Source organism: Paenibacillus sp. FSL W8-0919 (genome assembly GCF_038003785.1).
GTDB classification, from domain to species: Bacteria; Bacillota; Bacilli; order Paenibacillales; family Paenibacillaceae; genus Paenibacillus_AQ; species Paenibacillus_AQ lactis.
The window spans coordinates 1,571,655-1,589,588 of record NZ_JBBOPV010000001.1 but is presented as its reverse complement, the minus strand read 5'-3'; the positions used below and the strand labels follow the sequence as shown (position 1 = coordinate 1,589,588).

16 protein-coding genes are annotated in these 17,934 nt (G+C 56.1%); 8 read left to right on the top strand and 8 right to left on the bottom strand.

All coding sequences use genetic code 11. The annotated features are described in order from the left end of the window. The first annotated feature begins 22 nt into the window (after positions 1-22). The 3 genes from NST44_RS06925 (at position 23) to NST44_RS06915 (ending at position 2,105) form a co-directional block, all read left to right on the top strand. Positions 23-1,240 carry a DUF418 domain-containing protein gene (locus NST44_RS06925; RefSeq protein WP_007128894.1) on the top strand — a complete coding sequence of 406 codons (1,218 nt, stop codon included), beginning with the start codon at positions 23-25 and terminating at the stop codon, positions 1,238-1,240. Between the two features lie 135 nt (positions 1,241-1,375). Further along, the gene (locus tag NST44_RS06920; protein ID WP_007128895.1) at positions 1,376-1,681 is read left to right on the top strand and encodes an antibiotic biosynthesis monooxygenase; all 306 of its coding nucleotides are present in this window, start codon (positions 1,376-1,378) and stop codon (positions 1,679-1,681) included. A gap of 295 nt (positions 1,682-1,976) precedes the next feature. Next, positions 1,977-2,105, top strand: coding sequence for a DUF4023 family protein (locus NST44_RS06915; protein ID WP_007128896.1), 129 nt, complete (start codon positions 1,977-1,979; stop codon positions 2,103-2,105). 82 nt (positions 2,106-2,187) lie between these two features. Here NST44_RS06915 and NST44_RS06910 read toward each other — a convergent pair whose 3' ends face one another. The 5 genes from NST44_RS06910 to cysK all read right to left on the bottom strand — a co-directional run bounded on the left by NST44_RS06910 (position 2,188) and on the right by cysK (position 6,279). Next, positions 2,188-2,535, bottom strand: coding sequence for a DUF1801 domain-containing protein (locus tag NST44_RS06910; protein ID WP_007128897.1), 348 nt, complete (start codon positions 2,533-2,535; stop codon positions 2,188-2,190). Between the two features lie 171 nt (positions 2,536-2,706). Then, complete coding sequence (locus tag NST44_RS06905) at positions 2,707-3,108, bottom strand: VOC family protein (protein ID WP_340898500.1); 402 nt, start codon at positions 3,106-3,108, stop codon at positions 2,707-2,709. Positions 3,109-3,431: 323 nt separating this feature from the next. Further along, a complete protein-coding gene (locus tag NST44_RS06900; protein WP_007128899.1) occupies positions 3,432-4,685 on the bottom strand; it encodes an RNA polymerase sigma factor in 1,254 nt (417 codons plus the stop codon). An 8-nt stretch (positions 4,686-4,693) separates the two neighbouring features. After that, on the bottom strand, positions 4,694-5,125 hold the full coding sequence (locus NST44_RS06895; protein ID WP_007128900.1) for a YciI family protein: 432 nt from the start codon (positions 5,123-5,125) through the stop codon (positions 4,694-4,696). 236 nt (positions 5,126-5,361) lie between these two features. Continuing rightward, a complete protein-coding gene (cysK, locus tag NST44_RS06890) occupies positions 5,362-6,279 on the bottom strand; it encodes a cysteine synthase A (RefSeq protein ID WP_007128901.1) in 918 nt (305 codons plus the stop codon). Between the two features lie 343 nt (positions 6,280-6,622). Here cysK and NST44_RS06885 point away from each other — a divergent pair, with 343 nt between their 5' ends. The 5 genes from NST44_RS06885 to NST44_RS06865 all read left to right on the top strand — a co-directional run bounded on the left by NST44_RS06885 (position 6,623) and on the right by NST44_RS06865 (position 12,979). After that, complete coding sequence (locus NST44_RS06885) at positions 6,623-7,474, top strand: lipoate--protein ligase family protein (RefSeq protein ID WP_007128902.1); 852 nt, start codon at positions 6,623-6,625, stop codon at positions 7,472-7,474. 286 nt (positions 7,475-7,760) lie between these two features. Next, positions 7,761-9,386, top strand: coding sequence for a PhoX family protein (locus NST44_RS06880; protein WP_007128903.1), 1,626 nt, complete (start codon positions 7,761-7,763; stop codon positions 9,384-9,386). A 27-nt stretch (positions 9,387-9,413) separates the two neighbouring features. Next, the gene (gene tatA, locus NST44_RS06875) at positions 9,414-9,641 is read left to right on the top strand and encodes a twin-arginine translocase TatA/TatE family subunit (RefSeq protein WP_007128904.1); all 228 of its coding nucleotides are present in this window, start codon (positions 9,414-9,416) and stop codon (positions 9,639-9,641) included. After that, the gene (tatC, locus tag NST44_RS06870; RefSeq protein ID WP_276824950.1) at positions 9,577-10,371 is read left to right on the top strand and encodes a twin-arginine translocase subunit TatC; all 795 of its coding nucleotides are present in this window, start codon (positions 9,577-9,579) and stop codon (positions 10,369-10,371) included. The genes tatA and tatC overlap by 65 nt, the downstream gene beginning before the upstream one ends. Positions 10,372-10,672: 301 nt before the next feature. Then, positions 10,673-12,979 (top strand): helix-turn-helix domain-containing protein, encoded by a 2,307-nt coding sequence (locus tag NST44_RS06865; protein ID WP_007128906.1) that lies wholly within the window; start codon positions 10,673-10,675, stop codon positions 12,977-12,979. Between the two features lie 200 nt (positions 12,980-13,179). Here the strand turns inward: NST44_RS06865 and NST44_RS06860 are convergent, their stop codons facing one another. The 3 genes from NST44_RS06860 to NST44_RS06850 are packed head-to-tail and all read right to left on the bottom strand — an operon-like array spanning position 13,180 to position 17,905. Continuing rightward, positions 13,180-14,214, bottom strand: coding sequence for a glycoside hydrolase family 18 protein (locus NST44_RS06860; protein ID WP_007128907.1), 1,035 nt, complete (start codon positions 14,212-14,214; stop codon positions 13,180-13,182). 26 nt (positions 14,215-14,240) lie between these two features. Then, positions 14,241-16,874, bottom strand: coding sequence for a transglutaminase domain-containing protein (locus NST44_RS06855; RefSeq protein WP_007128908.1), 2,634 nt, complete (start codon positions 16,872-16,874; stop codon positions 14,241-14,243). Positions 16,875-16,882: 8 nt separating this feature from the next. Next, positions 16,883-17,905: a carbohydrate-binding family 9-like protein gene (locus NST44_RS06850; protein WP_144879839.1), complete on the bottom strand. Its 1,023-nt coding sequence runs from the start codon at positions 17,903-17,905 to the stop codon at positions 16,883-16,885. Positions 17,906-17,934 lie beyond the last annotated feature (29 nt).

Sequence of the window (17,934 nt, the reverse complement as noted above, 5' to 3'; positions counted from 1 at the left end):
TATGGCTAAGAGGTGATGATGTGTGAGTACACATAAACGTTCAACGGTCGTCGACGCGATTCGCGGGTTAAGCCTGGCGGGCATTCTGATGGCCAATATGCTCATTTTTCAATACGGCATGTTCGGAAAGGATGAGCTGCATTTCTTCCAGCCCTCCGCGCTGGATACGATCAGCCACAATATCCTGAAGGTATTCGTGGAAGGCAGCTTCATGCCGATCTTTACCTTCCTGTTCGGCTACAGCATGGTGATGATGAGGGAGAGCCTTACAGCCAAAGGCCTGAAATACGGACGCAGCTTCTCCCGCCGCTCTGTGCTGCTGATCGGACTCGGTCTGCTGCACTCGACCTTTATTTGGGAAGGCGACATTCTATTGTTCTATGGGGGAATCGGCTTCTTTCTGCTCCTGTTCGTGAAACGCAAGGCGAAGACGCTGCTGATCTGGGGAATTATTCTGCTGGCCCTCATGACGGCCCTTGGATACGGCTCCATGGAACCGACTCCGGAAGACGCCTCCCGAATGGAAGCCTATGTGACCAAATCAATCGAGGTCTACGGCAGCGGCAGCTTTGGTGAAATCATGGATTTTCGGTCAAACGAGGAGATGCCGCTCAATCTGCCAGATTGGCTGATGCTCCTTGTGGTCCTGATCGCTCCGCTTATGAGCGCCCCGATGTTCCTGTTCGGCATGGCGGCGGCCAAACGGCGACGCTTCCTCCATCCGTCCATGGAAATCCGGCTGTATATCCGGTGGGCGCTGCTCATTCCCGTCGGCCTTGCGCTGAAGACCGCCGGCGTAATGCTGGGCACGACGCATGAATGGAACGGCATCTTCATGATGCTTGGCGGCCCGCTGCTGGCTCTAGGGTATATTTACTTGTTTGCTTCGTTATACGCCTTCTCATCAAGGCAATCGGTCGTGATCCGGGCATTCGAGGCGGTGGGCCGCATGTCGCTGACCAACTATTTGACGCAGAGCGTCGTCTGCGTGCTCATCTTCTACGGATTCGGACTCGGCTTGTTCGGCAAGCTCGGCGTGCTGCAAGGGGCGCTTTTGGCGATCGGCATCTATGCGGTGCTGGCAGCAGGCAGTCTGCTGTGGCTGAAGCGATTCCGCAGCGGTCCCGTGGAGAGACTGCTCCGGATGGGCACCTATTGGTCCTGGAGCGGCCGGCCCAAGACCAAGGCCGCTCCGGCTCCGGCCATCGATACGCCGGGCGAGGGGCCGGCGGCAACGTAAGCATCAGGGGTACAAGAGGCAGCCCGCTCGGCCCGCCTCACCTGCACCGGCTCCCCCAAGATGAAATCGGTCCGTCCGTTCCTGTATAATGGACATACGTTAGAGGAACAGGATGAATGAAAAGGAGGATGCGGCATGCTGGTTGTGACCAACTCGATTAAAGTGAAGCCCGGCCACGGCAAGGAGATCGCACAGCGATTCGCTGAGGCCAAAGGGGTTCAGGAAATTGAAGGATTCGTGCGGATGGAGGTATGGCATGAAGCCAAGGAAGGCGCCGAAGCCGAGGAACTGAAGGTATCTACCGTTTGGGAGGATGAGGAAGCATTCAAGCGCTGGACGTCCAGCGAATCGTTCCGCCAATCCCACGGTCAGGGCCGTAACGAGAATATATTAGGCGCTTCCCTGAATAAATACGAGCTGCTGATTAGCCATTCCAAGTAAGGCAGCGAAAAACGGAAGGCACGTAAAATTGGTTTAAAAGATAAAGGCCTCGGCGCACGTCTCCAAGAATGTGCGCCGGGCGACAGATTGTGCGAAACACAATTAGATCCAGCTGCAGGCATATCGGGGAAGCTCTCCCTTTGCCTGTCAGCTGGATTCTTATTTTTATAGGGACTGTTACCCCAGCCAGTTCCCGCCGCCATCAAAATCACCAAATACAATGACGTCCGAATGGTTATATTAAGCAGGACACGCTTGTTATCTCATATTTTGATGCAAAGGAGCCGAATCATTAATGGAAAGCACCCATGATTTCGTAGAAAAAATGAATGAGAATGCGGAGAAAGCCCGCCGCAACAAAAACAACGGCAAAGGGACGCCTAGCGACAAACTCCCGACGAAGCAGCACGGGACAAAAAAATGAAGCCGGCCTCGTCCGCGATCCCGTCAAGATCGCGGATGAACCGTCTCCACCGATACCGTCCCGCCTGCACACCGGTTTCTTACTATAAGCTCGCGGAAGCCTGCTTCAGCAGGGCAGAAAGCGCCTGCTCATCCACATCCTGTCCTTGGGCAATTTTCATCGTTTTCCGCTCCGGCGGTCCATCAAATGTATCCTCCGGCCATGCCAATCCCTCCGCGTTAAAAATCGTAAAGCTCACCGCGCTCTTGGCAACGCTGATCACGGCCGCGTATTTTCCGTTTTTCAAGAAATGCGGCTTTTTGTACTGCATCCGTTCCTGAACCTCCGGGATCGCGTTGTGGACAAGCTCCCTGAGATTCGTACTCAACTCGATCTTCCAGGCATCGCCTAATGCTTCGATGTAATCGGACACTTCTTGGTTTTGGTTCATTTTTTACAGCTCCCTCTATGTCACTGGATAATGGGCTCACGCTGCAGTAATGCTGCGAAGGCATGTATCCTAAGCACATGCGATCATGTCAAAACGCCAAACACGCTACCGACAAGCTTTATGCTCACTCACTAGGTATGACCGGTATCTTGGAGATCCACGTTCTTATGCCTAGCCCTGCTTCACCAGCTGCCACGTCATGCCGAACCGGTCCACGAGCTCGCCGTAATAGAAATTCCCCCATGGCTGAAGGGCAAACGGATATTTCTCCACGCCTCCGGCGCTCAGGTTACGGTAAGCGGTGCGTGCAGCCTCCTCGTCATCAAACGATAGCGACAGTCCCATATTAGCGCTCAGTTCCGCATCTTGAAAGGCATCCGACATGATTAACGTATTCCCTCCCGCCAGTGTCATCGATAGATGCATCACTTTATCCTTGCTCGATTCCGGCGTGCCCGGAGCGTCCCCGAAGGTAGACAACGCATGGACTTCTCCTCCGACCGCTTCGATATAGAACGCGGCTTGTGCTCTCGCGTCACCGGAAATAATAAATGGAATCAATTGTGCTTGCATATTCTTCATCCTCTTTTCATTTGTTTTTTAATAAGATGTTAGGCAAGTACGTAAAGTGTTCCTACGATCGCTGTTGCTCCCAAATTTCTTAATCTGATGAATTCATATTAGGGTAGAAATTCGGTCGCAAAGGCGACCACTAAGCTTATGCTTCCGATGTAGCTTTCATTTAGAAAGCTTTAGACTTCTTCGGAATCACTTTACTCCCTTGCTAATATCTCATTTTTTTGTTCATCTTATATAAGTGACGAACGGCCATCGCCCAAATCGACATCCACTCGAAATTTTTTCGAAAAATTTTTTGTATGGGAGAGAGCCCACCGTTATTCGCCGCTTGACGCGCATTCCGCGGCACGGCTAAGCAATAATTGCTTCTCCCGCTGGTTATCGGTCAGCGAAGCGGCTCGCTTGAATTCTTGGCATGCCTCATCCAGCCGACCCAGCTTGAACAGCAAATCTCCTCTGACGCTTGGCAGAAGATGGTATCCTTTCAGAGACGGCTCGGCTTGTAAAATGTCCACGATCTCAAGCCCGATCTCCGGCCCGAACGCCATGGAAAGCGCGACCGCCCGGTTCAATTCCACAATCGGGGAAGGGGAGACCTGAGCGAGCGCCTCATACAAGGCCGAAATCCGGATCCAGTCGGTATCCTCGGCCTTCGGCGCACCCGCATGGCAGGCGGAGATCGCGGCCTGGATCGCATACGGACCGGTCATGCCGCCCAGCTGCTCCACCCGCTCCAGCGCGGCAAAACCGCGCCGGATCAGCAGGTAGTCCCATAGTCCCCGGTTCTGATCCATGAGCAGAACCGGCTCGCCGCGTTGATCCACCCGGGCCTTGAAGCGGGAAGCCTGAAATTCCATTAACGCCACCAAGCCGTGGACCTCCGGCTCCGCGGGCGCAATCTCGGCCAGAATCCGTCCGATGCGAAGCGCCTCCTGGCACAGGAGCGGCCTTATCCACTGGCTGCCCGATGTCGCGGCATATCCTTCGTTGAACATTAGATAAATGACCTCAAGCACCGACGAAAGCCGCGGTTTAAGCTCCGGACCTTGCGGAATTTCGAACGCCACCCGGGTCGCGGACAGCGTCCGCTTGGCACGGACGATCCGCTGCGCGACGGTTGCCTCGGAAGTCAGGTAGGCATGGGCAATCTCGGCCGTCGTGAGCCCGCCAAGAAGGCGCAGGGTCAGGGCGACCCGCGCCTCCGGCGAGAGGACCGGGTGGCAGGTCATGAAGATCAGCCGCAGCAGATCATCCCCCACCTCGCCGGGTTCCGGCACATCCGGCTCGGAATCGGCCCACGGCTCCTGCTCCCGGCCAATCAGCTCATACTTCCGATCGCGCAGCTTGTTTCGACGAAGCATGTCCAGCGCTTTACGCTTGGCCACGGTCATCAGCCAGCCGCCCGGATTCTCCGGCATTCCCGTCTCCGGCCACCGTTCCAGTGCGGTCACGAGCGCGTCCTGCGCCAGGTCCTCCGCCAGTCCGATATCGCGCACCATTCGAGTCAAATGGGCAATAATCCGGGAGGACTCAATTCTCCAGATTGCGTCTATCGTACGATGTGTGTCCATGGATCCCTCTATCGCTTCTGCCGCTCGATATGCTCACGCATCTCATATTGCTGGGCCTGGGATTCGGGATCCTCCGTCAATTCAGTCGGCTCGAACACCTGCCGAAGCTCGATCTGCCCCGCGCCATACCCGTGAGGGTCCGGCATGCGCATCGCCCACTCGATCGCCTCTTCCCGCGATTTCACTTCGATCAACGTATAGCCGGCGATCAGTTCCTTGGCCTCGGTGAAGGGCCCGTCCGTCACCTTCGGTTTCCCTCCTGGCTCCGGATACGAAATCCGGATCGCGCCTGAGCTTGGATGCAGTCCGTCCGCTGCGAGCAGCACGCCGGCCCGGGCCAGCTCCATGTTGTACCTCATCATGGCGTCAAGCTGCTCCTTGCTCGGCAGCACACCCGCCTCGGAATCCTCGGTTGCTTTTACAATCATCATAAATCTCATGGGAAGTTCCCTCCTGTTATCAAATAGGACCTCGAAATCGGGCCTTTACTAGTTCAACGAACAACCGACTAGGGAATCGACATGGCAAAAACATTTTTTAGAGAAAAAAATCAACTATCAACCATTTCGTGAGTAAACGGAGGATTCCTTTTATAAAAAAGACAGCTAGAGAGATTTATTGCTCGGCGACATTGTCACGTAAAAGGGGACTCCCGCTGGGAGTCCCCTTTGTCATATCAAAAAATATCCATGCTCAAATACCGTTCGCCCGTGTCCGGCGCAATGCAGACGACCCGCTTTCCTTCGCCCAGCCGCTCGGCGACGCGCATTGCCGCGAATACCGAAGCGCCGGAGGACGGCCCCACAAGGATCCCCTCCTTGCGGGCCAAGTCCCTTGCCGTCTGCAGCGCATCCTCGTCCGCAATCTGAATAATTTCATTATAAATGCCGGTATTCAGAATCTTTGGCACGAACCCCGGACTCGTCCCCACCAGCTTATGAGGACCCGGCTGCCCGCCGGAAAGGACAGGAGAGCCCTTGGGCTCCACGACCGCAATATGCAGGTCCGGCAGATGCCTCCTTAGCTCCTCGCCCGTGCCCGTTACCGTTCCGCCGGTGCCGGCCGTAGCGACAAACGCATCCAACCGTCCTTGGGTCTGCTGCAGAATTTCCGGGGCAGTCGTGGCGCGATGAATATCCGGATTGGCTGCATTCTCAAACTGCTGCGGAATGAAGCTCCCGGGGATCTGCTCCCGCAACTCAAGGGCCTTCGCAATCGAACCCGGCATGCGCTCGCTGCTCGGCGTCAGGACAACCTCGGCCCCGTAGGCCTTTAGCAAATTGATCCGTTCCTTGGACATATTATCCGGCATAATGAGGATGGCGCGATACCCTTTGGCAGCGGCGATCATGGCAAGTCCGATGCCGGTATTTCCGCTGGTCGGCTCGATAATGGTGCCGCCGGGCTTAAGCAGGCCCTTCGTTTCCGCCGTATGAATCAAATTGTAAGCGGCCCGGTCCTTCACGCTGCCGGACGGGTTGAATTTCTCCAGCTTCACATAGATCTCGGCCGCCCCTGGCGGCGCGAGACGCTGAAGCTTTACCATCGGCGTCTCCCCGATCATATCTGCAACGCTTTTATAAATGTTGGCCATGATGCTTCATACTCCTTATATGTTCAAAAATTATATTCAAAAATAATATTCCCGCGGTTTCTGTCATCATTTATCTAACAAAGGTAATAAGCTTACTCGGATTATAGGAGAGTTTCCTCTCGCTTGTCAATGAAGCTGTCTGCTGAGAACGTCCATACCGGACAGCCGCCAAGCCCGCTTTATGGTATGCTGTTCATGAGATTATCCCGATCGGGGATCCGTAATCGCCATACGGCCCCTTGTTTGATCACGGATAAGAGGAAACCTTGTTCACATATGTGGCAACTATAACGAACCGAAGATGGTATATAGCCATTGTACAATAGAGGAGGCGCAAGAAAGCGTGAATACCCCGCTGTCACTGCAACATCAACCGATCCTCCTGCTGGATCGGACCGACGATTTGAATTCAGATGATGTGCTGCTCCATTTTGCATTGGATGAGCTGTTATGCCGGCAGGCCGGAAGCGGCGGTCCTGCCGTGTGTCATTTGTGGCGCCACCCGAGGGCGTTTGTCATGGGCGCTCGAGACAGCCGTCTTCCGCAAGCGCCCGAAGGGGAAACATGGCTCCGCTCCCTTGGCTACGACACTGCCGTCCGCCACTCTGGCGGCGCAGCCGTGCCGCTGGACCCCGGCGTCGTCAATGTGTCCCTGATCGTTCCCTTTCAATCGGCCGGCCCGGCACCGGACTTTCATCAGGATTTCGAGCTGATGGTTGCGCTGATCCGCCAGGCGCTTCAAGGCACGGAACGGCAAGTAGACACCGGCGAAGTCGCAGGCGCCTTTTGCCCGGGAACGTTCGACTTAAGCATCGACGGCCTTAAATTTTGCGGCATCGCCCAGCGGCGGCAGCGGAAGGCTTTCATTGTCCAGGCTTTCGTTATCGCGGAGGGGTCCGGCAGCGAGCGTGCCCGGCTCGTCCGTACCTTTTACGATATCGCAGCCGCAGGCGCCGACCCGAAGCTGTACCCGGTCGTGGAGGATACCAGCACCGCCAGTCTGGAGCAACTGACGGGGATCGGCACGGGCGAAGACGCCGTACACCGCTTTGTCGACGATGTGCGGAACGTGATCCGGAGCTGGCAGGCGGATCAGGATTTGACCGAAGCCGCCGCCTCATTCGCCATGCCGGAGGCCGAGAGCATCCGTACGATGGCCATGCAGATGCGTCAGCGGTATCAGCGAACAGAATAACTTTCTTTTTACAAAAAATTAAAAGCGTTCATCATCCAACTCCCTCCCAATCCGGCAGGGAGTATTCGGCATGCCTGCTCCTCATCGCTCGAGGCGAACGATAGCTTCCTCCCATCCCCTCTTTAATCCCGCCGCAGCTCGCTTACCTCCTTTTGATATTTCCGCACCCGAAATTACTTCTATTTTACAAATCCCCCATGAACGATGATATGGACTTAACATTTCCAGCTTACACTTGTCCTATCGAACATTTAATCATGAGGGGTGGATTAGTTTGAGTAAAACGATGGACCGCAAAACCTTCCTTTCTTATCTGGGCACCGGCGCAACCGCGCTTGCAGCTGCTTCTGCCGGCTTAGGCGTTCTGGAGGGCAAAGCTTCCGCGATGTCGGGAACAGCCAATCATCTGTTCGGATTCAAGACAAACCGCGTCAGCGGATATTTCGATCCGATCGAGCCTACCAAGGCCGACGAGCTCGTCCTGCCGAGAAATTTCAAATACGACGTCATTGCCGCATTCGACGACGTGATCAATCCGGCCGGCGAAAAATTCGGCTCCGGCTGCGATTACAACGCCTTTTTCCCGATCAACGGGTCCAATGTCCGCGGTTTGCTGGTCAATAACCATGAATATTCCACCATCTTCTCGATCGGCCCGGTGAAAGACGGCAAAATGACGGCCGACCAAATCGAGAAAAACTTGTACTATCAAGGCATGTCGGTGATCGAGGTGTACCGTGACGAGAAGGGCGTATGGAAGATGGACACATCCTCCAAGCATGCCCGCCGCATTAACGGTTTCACCAAGTTCGACATTACCGGCCCGGCGCGCGGCATTCCGGCGCTGAAGGGAGCAACGACGGCTACCGGCACATTCGCCAACTGCTCCGGAGGCGTAACCCTCTGGAATACGGTGCTGTCCTGCGAAGAGAATTTCGAGGAAACCGCAAGCATCTCGGGATTGCCGGAAACCCATTACGGCTGGGTCGTCGAGGTCGATCCATTCGATAAATCCTTCCTTAAAAAGCATACGGCGCTCGGAAGATTCAACCACGAGAATACGGCAATGGGTCTTGCGAAAGACGGCCGGGTCGTGGTCTACATGGGCGATGACAAGAAGGATGCCTGCGTGTATAAATTCATCAGCAACGGCAAATACGACAAGAGCAAGGGACGCGCCAACTCCGCCCTGCTGGAGGACGGCACGCTCTACGTAGCCAACCTGAAATCCGGAAAATGGCAGCCGGTTACGCTGGAAGAGGTGCTGAAGGCGGCAGCCGACGCGCCGGAGGTTAAAGGCAAGTTCAAGTCCCAAGGCGATGTCGTCACGTATTGCCAGGAAGCCGCTCGCCTCGTAGGCGGAACGCCGACGGACCGTCCGGAGGATATCGAAATTTCGCCGTTCGACAACACCGTCTTCGTCTGCCATACGAACAATGACAACCACGGCAATATTCATGGCCATATTACGCGGATCTTCGAAGCCGGGAACGATCTGGCAGCCCTCGAGTTCGATTTTGAAATCTTCGCGGCAGGCGGCCGGCAATCGGGCTTCAGCTCCCCGGACAACCTGGCGTTCGATTCCAACGGCGATCTGTGGGTCGTGACGGACATCTCCAGCAGCAGCCAAAATAAAGGCGTGCATAAATCCTTCATGAATAACGGACTGTTCGTTATTCCAACGAGCGGACCGGATCAAGGCAAAGCGCTGCAGTTCGCCTCCGGCCCGGTGGAATGCGAGCTGACAGGCCCGTTCTTCTCGCCGGACGAGCAGACGCTCTTCCTGTCTGTACAGCATCCGGGCGAGAACACGGAGGATCTGAGCAAGCCGACCAGCACCTGGCCGCACCGCTCGGGAGAGAACATGGCGCGCTGCGCAGTAGTCGCCATCAGCGGCTTCAAGCTGGACTAATCTCAACTATAGATAGGAGCGATAGTCATGCCGTTTGGCAATATCGGAATCGGTGGCTTAATCTTGATTTTAATTATCGCCTTGATCATCTTCGGGCCTTCCAAGCTACCTGAGCTGGGACGGGCATTCGGCAGAACCCTGAGCGAATTCAAAGGCGCAACCCGGGGCTTGGTGAACGGGGATGAAGAGAATGAGGACGGGAAGAAAGACGATGCTCCTAAAGCGGCTGCTGCAGCGGGCAAGCAAGGCAGCTAACCCGAACGACCAGAGCGCGATCGAGCATCTCGAGGAAATGCGGAGGCGCCTGATCCGCACCCTGATCGCGTTCCTCGTTGCGATGGTGGCCGCCTTTATCTACGTCGAGGAGATTTACCGCTGGCTGGTTCGGGATATGGACGAGAAGCTTGTGCTTCTCGGTCCTTCCGAGGTCATGTGGGTCTACATGATCATCGCCGGCGTCGTGGCGCTGGCCGTCACGCTTCCGGTTGCGGCCTATCAGGTCTGGAAGTTCGTGCAGCCTGCGCTGCCGGATGGCGCCCAGCGCTCCGCGCTGCTCCTCATCCCGGTCATTAGCGTGCTGTTCATTGTCGGGCTCGTCTTCGGCTACTTCGTGCTGTTTCCGATGGTGCTGCAGTTCATGCAGCGGATGGCGGAAGGCCAATTCGAGACGATGTACACGGCTCAGCGGTATTTCACCTTCATGATTCATATGACCGTCCCGTTCGGATTCCTGTTCGAAATGCCGGCCATTGTCGTATTTCTTACCAAGCTTGGCATCGTGAATCCGCTTCGGCTGGCCAAGATGCGCAAGGCAGCCTACTTTCTGCTCTGCATCGTAGCCGTAACGATCACACCGCCGGATATCATGTCCGACCTGATCGTGATCGTCCCGCTGTTTCTGCTGTATGAGATCAGCGTATCGATCTCCAAAGTCGTTTACCGCAAGCAGCTGCAATTATCGCCTGCAAGCGGAGGCACATCCTGATCCTTCAGCTCCCCCTTGAAGGATGATACCCATGGAACCCGCGAATCTGCTCCCTTACCTAAGTAAGCGGCAGACTCGCGGTTTTTTTCGTATTCGCTCCGCCCAGACAAGTTTATTTTCCCCTTTCTCTGTAGCTTCTGGAAAGAATCCATCAAAACTTTTAAATGATGCATTGATTTATGAGGCAAGTTCTCCTAGTATTTTTAATAGATCATTTAACGGCTCGGCAATCCGGCAATTGCTTCGCTGTCTTTATGATAGCGCTATCACGGTGCTATTAAATAACGGGAGGCCTGCAAATATGAAATGGAATCACTTCAAGTCCAAGCTTTTGGTTAAGTATACACTCTCATATATATCCATTTTCCTGATCCCTCTTGTTATTTTGACCGTCATCATTTATCACAACGCCGTTAAGACCTTACGATCGGAAATTGAGCAGACCAACGTCAATCAGCTGACCCAGGCCAAAACCGTCATCGACGACCGTATGAAGGAGCTGCAGGATATCGCATTCCGTATCGCCTACGACGAACAGTTGACGCGTTATTGGACGCACCATCCGTATTACAGCCGGGAATCGATTGGCGCCCTGGTCAAATATAAAGCCACCAGCTCGATTATCGATGAGCTGTTCCTATTCTTTCGCGGGGATAATAATATCTATTCTTCCCAAGGTCTGGAGAACCTCGACGTGTTCACCGGCCGCTACAAATTCAACACCTGGAACAAGGAGGATCTGATCCGGGACTTGAATACCGTGCGCCTCCCGACGATGCGCCCGGCGGAGCAGGTCATCCAGGGCACCCGGGGGCAGAAATCCATGCTGGCCTATCTTGTGCCGATCGCCCCGAACAACACCCCTGCCCATGGAACCGTCATGTATTTGATCCATGAATCCAATTTGACGGGCTTGATCGATTCCATCTTGACCGATTACCATGGCATGACCTATATATTCGATAATAACGGCCAGGTGCTGGCCGCCAATCATCACGGTGACACCATTACGAAGAACGACGTAAAAGCGCTGTTTCAATTGGAGCCCGGTACGCACAGCCTGTCCCTGAACGGAGAGACCCATTCGGTGGTTTCCGTCAAATCGGATGACGGCTGGACGTATGTTACAGCTATGCCCAGCAGCCAGTTTTTCAGCCGCATCGTCCACATTCGGACCTTTGTTGTATTGGTGTTCTCGTTCGTTGTCATCATGGGTACCGTCCTTGCGATTTTACTGGCCCGGAGGCAGTACCACCCGATCTCCGATCTGATGGAGTTCGTGCGCTTGAGAAATGTCCGCAGCCTCTCCGAGCCCCCCTCCCAGACCAACGAGCTGGACTGGATCAAGAAGACGCTGCATGACTACAGCAAGCGCGTTGACCTTCAGGAGCCTTACGCGCGCAACCATATTCTGCTGATGCTGCTGAAGCACGGACATACCGGGGAATTGCCGTCCGACCTGAAGGAGCAGCTCGGCATCCGCTTCAACCGCTCCCATTATTTCGTCGTTACGATGGGCTGGGAGACGCATGCCCTGCCCGAAGCGGATCCATCAGGCGGCTGGCCGCTGATGCAGCTGATGAACGAGGTCGAGCTGCCGGAGCTGACCGCCCATGCGTACGGAGTGGAGCTGCCGCAGCCTGACCGGCTTGCGCTCATCGTCGGATTCAATGCCGATACCGGGCATGAGGCCAGCCTGAACGGCATCATGGAAGCGATCGTGGAGGCGCTCCGGTCGATGGTTATGGAGCACGCCGGCAGCCCGCCTGTCATCGGGACCGGCAACCGCTACAGTCATCCGGAGCAGCTGAACCAGTCCTACATTGAGGCTTCCACCGCATTTGAGGCCTCCATGCTTCACGGTCAGGGCAGCACCACCTTCTTCCATGCGCTCTCCGGAGCGAAGGATTCCTCCTCCTTCTGGGTGCCGAAGGACGTGCTGCTGAAGCTCGATCAGAGCTTGAAGCAGGGAAGCTACGACGTGGCGGCCCGGATGATCTCCACCGCGCTGGACAGCCTGAAGGAGGAAATGCCGTCGGTTCCGCTGCTGCGCTGCATCTGCTTCGACATTTTGAATACGCTGCTGAAGACGGCCTCGGAGCTCGGCATGCACCATGTCGTTCAAGAGCTTCCGAGTATCACATCATACGACTCCCTGGAGGACCTGGAGAAGAAGCTCGCCGGTCTCGCCGCCGACATCTGTACCCATGTCGAGGCGAAGAGCGAGACGGAAGAAAGCTCCTTGATGGACGAAATCGTAAGCTATATCGATGCGAACTATTCGGATTATGACCTTAGCCTGGGAACGATCTCATCGAAATTTTCGATCTCCTCGTCCTATTTCAGCCGCTCCTTCAAGGAGAAGGTCGGGGTGAACTTCACCCAATATATCTGGCAGAAACGGATGGACGAAGTCATCCGGCAGCTGCTGCATACGTCCGATCCGTTGAAGGACATTATTTCGCGGGTCGGCTACCTGGATACGCCGAACTTCATCCGCAAATTCAAGAAGGAAACCGGCTATACGCCGGGACAATACCGCAAAATGCACAGCCAGAATGGAAGTGCCGACGCCTCGGATGATGAGGATGAGGAATATATCGGGTAGCCGGTTGCTGCCTGCATGCACTACAAACAAAAACCTCCCCTGAAGCTCGCAAGCTTAGGGGAGGTTTTGTTTGTGCTCATATGTCCAAAGAACCATCCAGGTATCCCTGGATTCGCAACGCGCACATTGGGCATGTGCCGTCTATCTTGGTATTACGGAGCCTTCTGTACGGCCTATTCGATTGCTCGGGAACGGGCCGATTATTTGCTCCCCAGGCCTTGATGCATCGCATCCAGCAAGCGTCCGGTCTTGTCGCAGCCGTATTCCCAGAACATGATGCCCGCCAGGCCCTCGTCCCGGACATAGCCGCATTTGCGGCCGATCGACTCCTCATCGTCGTAGGAAATCAGACACGAGCCGTTAAACAAAAACGGCGCGCACGCCTCGTCGTCCCAGTACCGGACATAGCCGTTCTTGTCGATGTAATCGGCGGCAAGCTCGGCGTAGCCTGGCCCATAACCGCCCGTGGTACCGGCCATCTGGTGCAGACCCCGGTTGCGGTCCGGAACCTCGCGCCACATCCGGGAATAGAACGCTGCCCCGATCACGATTTTCTCCTTCGGCACGCCGGCGCGCACGAACAGGTTTACGGAAGCATCGACGCTGATCCGGAACAGATCGCCGGACGGCGCATACAGATTCGTATGATGCCCGGTGAGGATCTGAAAGCCGCCGCGCATGTCATACGTCATCAGCTGGACGAAGTCCAGATACTGCTGGACCTGATCCATCTCTGTGCCATCCACATAATATTGATCGGCTCCCGCCGCGATCGTCAGCAGATAATGGCGGCCATCGCGCTCGCCCTTGGCATCCAGCGCTTCGCGGATCGCCTTCAGCAGCAGCGTGAAATTCCGCTTATCGTCCGGGCTCGAAGCAATGCCGGCTTCGCCGTAGCAAGGATATTCCCAATCAAGATCAATCCCGTCAAACGGATGCGATTCCAGCACCCGGACGGCCGAAGCCGCCATGCGGCTTCTTCCTTCTTCGGTGGAGGCCGCTTCGGAGAATCCCCCCGCGCTCCAGCCGCCGACGGACAGGAGCACCGTAAGGCTGGGATGATCCCGCTTCATGGCATGCAGAACCTCCGCGTTCTTCAAATGCTCCGTCGTAATTTCATCATTCCGAACATGGCCGAAAGCCACGTTCAGATGGGTCAGCTTCAATAAATCCTCCCGCTTCATCTCGGGAAGAACGGCATCAACGGCATAGCCAGCCACAATATATTGCTTCATGTTCCTTCGCCCTCCAGCTCTCCATTTTAAGAGGATATTCCCGACAGTATGCGCAGCGCTTCCTTGCCCGTACCGATCTTATAGCCTGAAGCCGTATACCGGATCTGGTCCTGACTGTCCAGCACGAACAGATGCGGAAATCCGGCTTCGCGGGCCGGCGATTTCGAGATGAAATCAGGCAGGGCCGAGTAGCTGGCGTCACGCGCAAACACCGTGCGCTGCGGCAGCTTCGGATAGCTGGCAGGATCGAACGAAGCGGTCCATTCCTTCTCTCCGATCACCAGGACAATCGGAACGTTAAGCTGATCCAGCGACTCCGCCAGCTCACTCAATTCGCGGAGCAGATGCTTCGTCGGCTCGCGCTCCGGCTCAAGCCAAGCGGCTATCGCGCCTTCGGCACCCAACAGGTCTCCCATAAGCGCAGCCTTTCCATCAAGCAGGGCCAGCCCATGCTCGCGCGTAAGCGTGCCGAGCACCGGAATCTCTTCCCGGGTGTCGCGGAACGTCAAGGATACCGCAGCGGTTCCGTCTGCACGGACTGTAAAATAGGTGAAGCGCACTCGAACCGTGCCGTCCTTGAGACGGACACCGGTCGTTAAGCGATAAGCCCCTGCCTCGACCTCGAACGGATCATCATATACGTTAGACATGCCGTATGGATAAATCAGCGTCTTATATACGCCGTTCGTAAGGCGGGCGAGCGAAAAGTTCTCGCCGTAGGAGGCGGACGGCACGTCCTGTCCGGCATTCGAATCCTTTAACAGACGCAAGAGACCCCATCCGCCGGCTTCCTGATTCGCCTCACGATCAGCGCTGCCGGCAGCGTCCGGCTGCAGCGAAGCCTCTTCCCAAGCGCCGTTATGCCAGTACTGCGGCTTCTGCTCGCTCGGGTGCAGCCGCGCCGGGATGCCCAAGCTGCGGCATACGGCGACGAACAGAATGTCCAGCGACTCCGAATCGCCCTTCCGCAATCGGAAGGTGCCTGCCGGGTTGCCTTTCCCCTTCAGATTAGGAAGGTCCTCCCACAGCTCGAAGCCATCCGCCAGGCGGCCTGCAAGCTTCGCCGGCGTTACCCGGAAGGCTGCGATCTCTTCAGGGGTAAAGGTCCCCTGGAACAAACGGCGATACGGCACGAGCATTTCAAACGATACGCGCGGACAGAGAATGTATGGGACGAACAGTTCCTCCGCCCAGCTCCCTTGATGCTCCATCGCACCGGCCAAATGATCGTTCAGCGTAGGCCGGAAGGTATCGATCAAGTCCTTCTCGTTCAGAGATTCCAAGAGCCGCAGCGGCCACTCGCCATACTCGCCGGACTGCTCTTCAAGGAAAGCGGCAATCTCTCTGCTGTTGCCCCGGGCTTTATGCAGGACGTCCCACACCCGCTCCGGCGGCAGCCCGAGTCCGCGGGCGATGCTCTCCGCCTCCTCGGCTTTCAGGAAGGTATCCTCGTATTCGGTCCGGATCCTCGTCCCTTCCTCCAAGCGGCGGTTATGGCGTTCCAGCTCCTCCTCGGACGGCTGTTCATCGGCATCCCCCTGAGCTTCGGGAGGAGGAACCATATCGAAATCAACCGTACCGACCGGCTGCGCCGCTTCGGCGACCACGATTTGCACCTGCTCTCCGTCCCCGGCGCCCAGCTTATGCTCGCCCCAAGCGCCGTCTTTCACGGCACGGATCAGCACGTCGCCATAGCCCGTCTTGAACGAAGCTTCCCCCTGCTCATTGGTCGGCAGAATCGCAATCGGATACAGCTCCGCCATGTTATACAGCTCGAAACGCACCTCGGCGCCGGCCACCGGTGCCCCGTTGTTATCCTTGACTTTGACATGGATCGTGCGTGTTCTTGCATAATTCTCGAGCAGATTGATTTCGGTAAACCACTTATCGGCCAGCGTAATATCCTCCGGTCCAGGGTAATCGGCGAAAATCCGGGTGTTGATCAGCATCGCTCGCCGTGCGGGCGGACTGAACCAGCCTTGATTCAGGCGGGCTTCCGGCTCGCATGCGCCGATGTAATACCATTGCCCGTCAGCCCATGCCTCCACCCAGGCATGATTGCTGTCGCAATGGGCCCAGCGCGGCGTATATACTTGACGGGCCGGGATGCCGATGCTGCGCAGGGCGGCTACCGCGAGCGTGGATTCCTCGCCGCAGCGTCCGCGCGCGTTCCGAATCATCGTCAGCGGCGATATCGTCCGCAGATCGCTCCCGATGTACGTTGCCTTCTCATGGCACCAGTAATTGGTCTCGAGAATGGCATCCTTCATCGATAACCGCGAAGTTCGCTCTGCCAGCGCATCATATAGAATGCCGCGGGAATCCTCGATATTTTCCGTGTTGACGCGGTAAGGCAGCACGAAGTGCAGGAATAGATGATCCGGCACTCGATTTCCCCAAGGCACCTGCTTTCGGATCGCCAGCGTCCGGCGCACATGGCTGAGGAACAGCTCCCCGTCGTAATCGGCCATGTCATTCACCGGCATGTAGGCGTATAGATACTTCAAAGCCCACGTTTCCTCTTCGGTCAGCTCTTGGTCAAATATGCCGAACAGCTCCTGCTTTCTGGCCTCACCCAGGATCAGCTTCTCTTTGAATTTCGCCTCGATGGTCTCCCGCATATCGGGTTCCAATGAAAATGCGGAGGTTTGAATGGTCATATCGGCTTTCACTCCTTCCACAGCTTCCCGTCTTCCCGTATACAGATCACGGCGCTGCCGTCCGAGGACGGTGCGGTGATCTGGAACAGGCCGCGGGTCGTTTCGATGACGGGCTCGATGCTCCATGAATCCTCGCCCATCAGCAGCTTCAAATCCTTTGTGAATTCGCCATGCCCTTCGTAATAATTGCGCTCGCGGTAATAGAGCTTGCGGAGCTCCCATTTGATCCGCTCGTCTTTTGGCAATTCAAAGCCCGAGCCCGCTTCGCCCTCCGCGAAGACGACGTAGCCCCACAGCTCCGGATAATGCATATTGATGATGCCCATCGGCGACCAGACCCAGTTGTCCTCCGGGTATGGCTTGCCTGTCTCCGGATTGAGCACCTTGCGGTATTCGCCGTCCTGCACCTCTGTCCGCCATTCCACGCGGGAGAAGTTAACGCGCCAGAATTCACCCGGCACCGGCGGACGCCCCTCCTTCGCACATTCCCGCAGACTGCTCCAAGGCATCGCCACTTCCACGCTCCACTTCCGGTTATCCGCCCCGGGACGGTTCAGCTCTCCGTCGATATGCACGGCGGTCTTTAGCCCTGCGATATCCCAGCCGTTGACCGGAGGCCCGCCGTCCCGGTACGGCTTGACCAGCAGCAGATCCCATACGGTATTCAGCGCATTGATTTCGAACTCGTAATATTGATGACTATCCCCGTCCGGATCGATAAAAATCTCAAAATCATTGTCGTAAAAGATCACCGAGTCCCGCTCGGTCAGCGTTGCCCAGATCTGATCCTCGATCAGCTCCGCCGCGAAGTAGAAATACTCGTCATCCCACAGCATTTTGACCCGGGTCCGCTTTTCGGGCTTCGGCCTAAGATCCCCCTCGATATCCACGAAATCCTCGGTCCATTCCGCCGCTTCCCAGAACGGCTTATCGATCCGTCCATCCAGCTCAAGGGGCTCCTTCGCACGACGGCATATGTAATGTTTCGGAGCATATTCGATCTGCGGCTCCGGCACTCCGCTTCGGTTCATTTCATTCCCTCCGTTTGACCCGGGAGGAG